This window comes from Teichococcus rhizosphaerae (assembly GCF_002631185.1).
In the GTDB taxonomy this organism is placed as follows: domain Bacteria; phylum Pseudomonadota; class Alphaproteobacteria; order Acetobacterales; family Acetobacteraceae; genus Pseudoroseomonas; species Pseudoroseomonas rhizosphaerae.
Genome location: NZ_PDNU01000100.1, coordinates 1 through 2,345, shown reverse-complemented (window position 1 = coordinate 2,345; position 2,345 = coordinate 1). Strand labels below are relative to the sequence as shown.

Annotated in this window: 2 protein-coding genes; one reads left to right on the top strand and one right to left on the bottom strand. The window is 60.9% G+C overall.

The genetic code is table 11. The features are described from left to right. Positions 1-1,107, bottom strand: a 1,107-nt coding sequence (gene zapE, locus CR162_RS21725) for a cell division protein ZapE (RefSeq protein WP_218014960.1), incomplete at its 3' end; no start/stop codon positions are given. A 45-nt stretch (positions 1,108-1,152) separates the two neighbouring features. Between zapE and istA the strand changes: the two genes are divergently transcribed. Then, the coding region (gene istA / locus CR162_RS21720; protein ID WP_176559987.1) for an IS21-like element ISPst3 family transposase at positions 1,153-2,345 on the top strand (1,193 nt) is incomplete at its 3' end.

Below are 2,345 nucleotides of genomic sequence, written 5' to 3'. Positions count from 1 at the left end.
GGTGCGCTCGAAATCCAGCAGGGTGTCGCCGGCGGCCAGTTGCTCCAACGCTACGCTGGCGTAGAGCTGCAACTTGAGGTGTCGGTCATAGGCGATGTCGATGAAGTTCAGGAAGCGCTTGCCGACATCATCAGGGCAGTCGCGCAATGGCCCCAAGCCGCTCACCGCCATGTACGGAAAGCGTTCGATCAGCCATAGATAGTCGGCCGCCGAGTGTGGATGCTCAAACAGTTCATCGAAGTCCAGCCATGCGTGGTCGCCGTCCTGCGCCCGCACCCGTAGTGGGTGGTAGTTGACCTGCAGCACTTGGTCGAAGATCGTCTGCGATCCCAGTTCGAACCGCTTGCGCAGAAGTCCCAGGTCGACGGATGAGGCCGGCCAGAGGTAGCTGCCCCAACGGTCCAGCGGTGTCAGTCGCTGCCGGTAGTCTTCACCATTGTCCAGCGCCAAAACCTCGAAGCGCTTCTCGATCAGTTCGACTACGGGGCGAATGCGCTCTCCGTACAATGGGTCCGTGCACAGTGCGGACGGCGGGTAGTTGGACGTGCAGACCAAACCAACCCCCGCATCCACCAGTTGCTGCAGCGTCGGCCCGAGCAGCATGGCGTCGCCGATATCATGGACGTGGAACTCGTCGAAGCACAGCAAGCGTGTTTCCTCTGCAATGCCCCTAGTAACCTTTTCCAGGGGATCGGACTGGCCAGCGAAAGCCTGCAGGCGCATCTGCACTTCCTCCAGAAAGGCATGGAAATGGACGCGGCGCTTGTCCTGCAAGGGTGCGGCGGCAAAGAAAGCATCCATCACAAAGCTCTTGCCGCGTCCTACGTCCCCCCACAGGTAGATGCCCGCCGTTGGCTTGTGAAACCAGCCATGGTGTCCGTGGAGGAAGTGCTCCAGCCAGTTGGCAAGGTGCTCGACGGCGTTTTGCTGCTGCGAATCGGCGAGGTAGCCGCGCTCCTCCAGGGCCACCCGAAAGTGTCGGAGAATTCGTTCTGATACGGATTCAGGGATGGCCTGGCGGTCGGCGGCAGTCATGCTGTTGCCGCTGACCGAAAACTGACCCAGTAGAGGCTGTTCTGCCGACTGAAAACTGACCCAGGTGTTCAACTGCTTCTGCTCAATTTTTGAGCAGGAGAACACAGGGTGATCAGTATGGAAATGATGGGCAAAATTCGCCGGATGTATTTCCGCGACAAGCTGTCGCTGCATGAGATAGCCAAGCGCACCGGGTTGGCGCGCAACACGATTCGCAAGTGGGTCAGAGCACCTGAGGCCAAGCCGCCGGTCTACCAACGCCGCGCGATCTTCAACAAACTCAGCCCTTTTCACGCCACGCTGGAGCAGGCGCTAAAAGCCGATTCGCTGCGGCCCAAGCAACAGCGGCGCAGTGCCAAGGCGCTGTTGGCGCAAATCAAAGCCGAAGGTTATGACGGTGGCTACAGCCAGCTCACCGCGTTTATCCGTGCCTGGCGAGGGGGACAGGGCAAGGCGTCGCAGGCCTTTGTGCCGCTGACCTTTGCTCTTGGCGAGGCGTTTCAGTTTGACTGGAGCGAGGAAGGCTTGCTGGTCGGCGGCATTTACCGGCGTATGCAGGTGGCACATCTGAAGCTGTGTGCCAGCCGTGCGTTCTGGCTTGTGGCGTATCCGAGCCAGGGCCATGAGATGTTATTTGACGCCCATACACGCTCGTTCGGCTCCTTGGGCGGCGTGCCGCGCCGGGGCATCTACGACAACATGAAGACCGCCGTCGACAAGGTCAATAAGGGCAAAGGCCGGGCGGTGAATGCGCGCTTTGCGGTGATGTGCGCGCATTACCTGTTCGATCCGGACTTCTGCAACGTCGCCGCTGGTTGGGAAAAGGGCATCGTTGAAAAGAACGTGCAAGACAGCCGCAGGCGTATCTGGCTAGACGCCCAGGACTGCCAGTTTCACTCCTTCGAGGAACTCAATGCCTGGCTGGGCCAGCGCTGCCGCGCGCTTTGGAACGAGCTGACGCACCCTCAATACAGCGGGCTGAGTGTGGCCGAAGTGCTGGAGTTGGAGCGCGCTGAACTGATGCCTGTGCCAGCGCCATTCGACGGTTACGTCGAGCGGCCTGCGCGGGTCTCCAGCACCTGCCTGGTCAGCGTCGGGCGCAACCGCTACTCGGTGCCGTGTGAGTATGCGGGTAAGTGGGTCAGCAGCCGTTTGTATCCGACGCGAATCGAGGTGGTGGCTGACGACGCGCTGATCGCCAGCCATGTCCGCTTGCTGGATCGCGACCAGGTCAGCTATGACTGGCAGCACTACCTCCCGCTGATCGAACGCAAGCCCGGTGCGCTGCGCAACGGCGCGCCCTTTGCTGA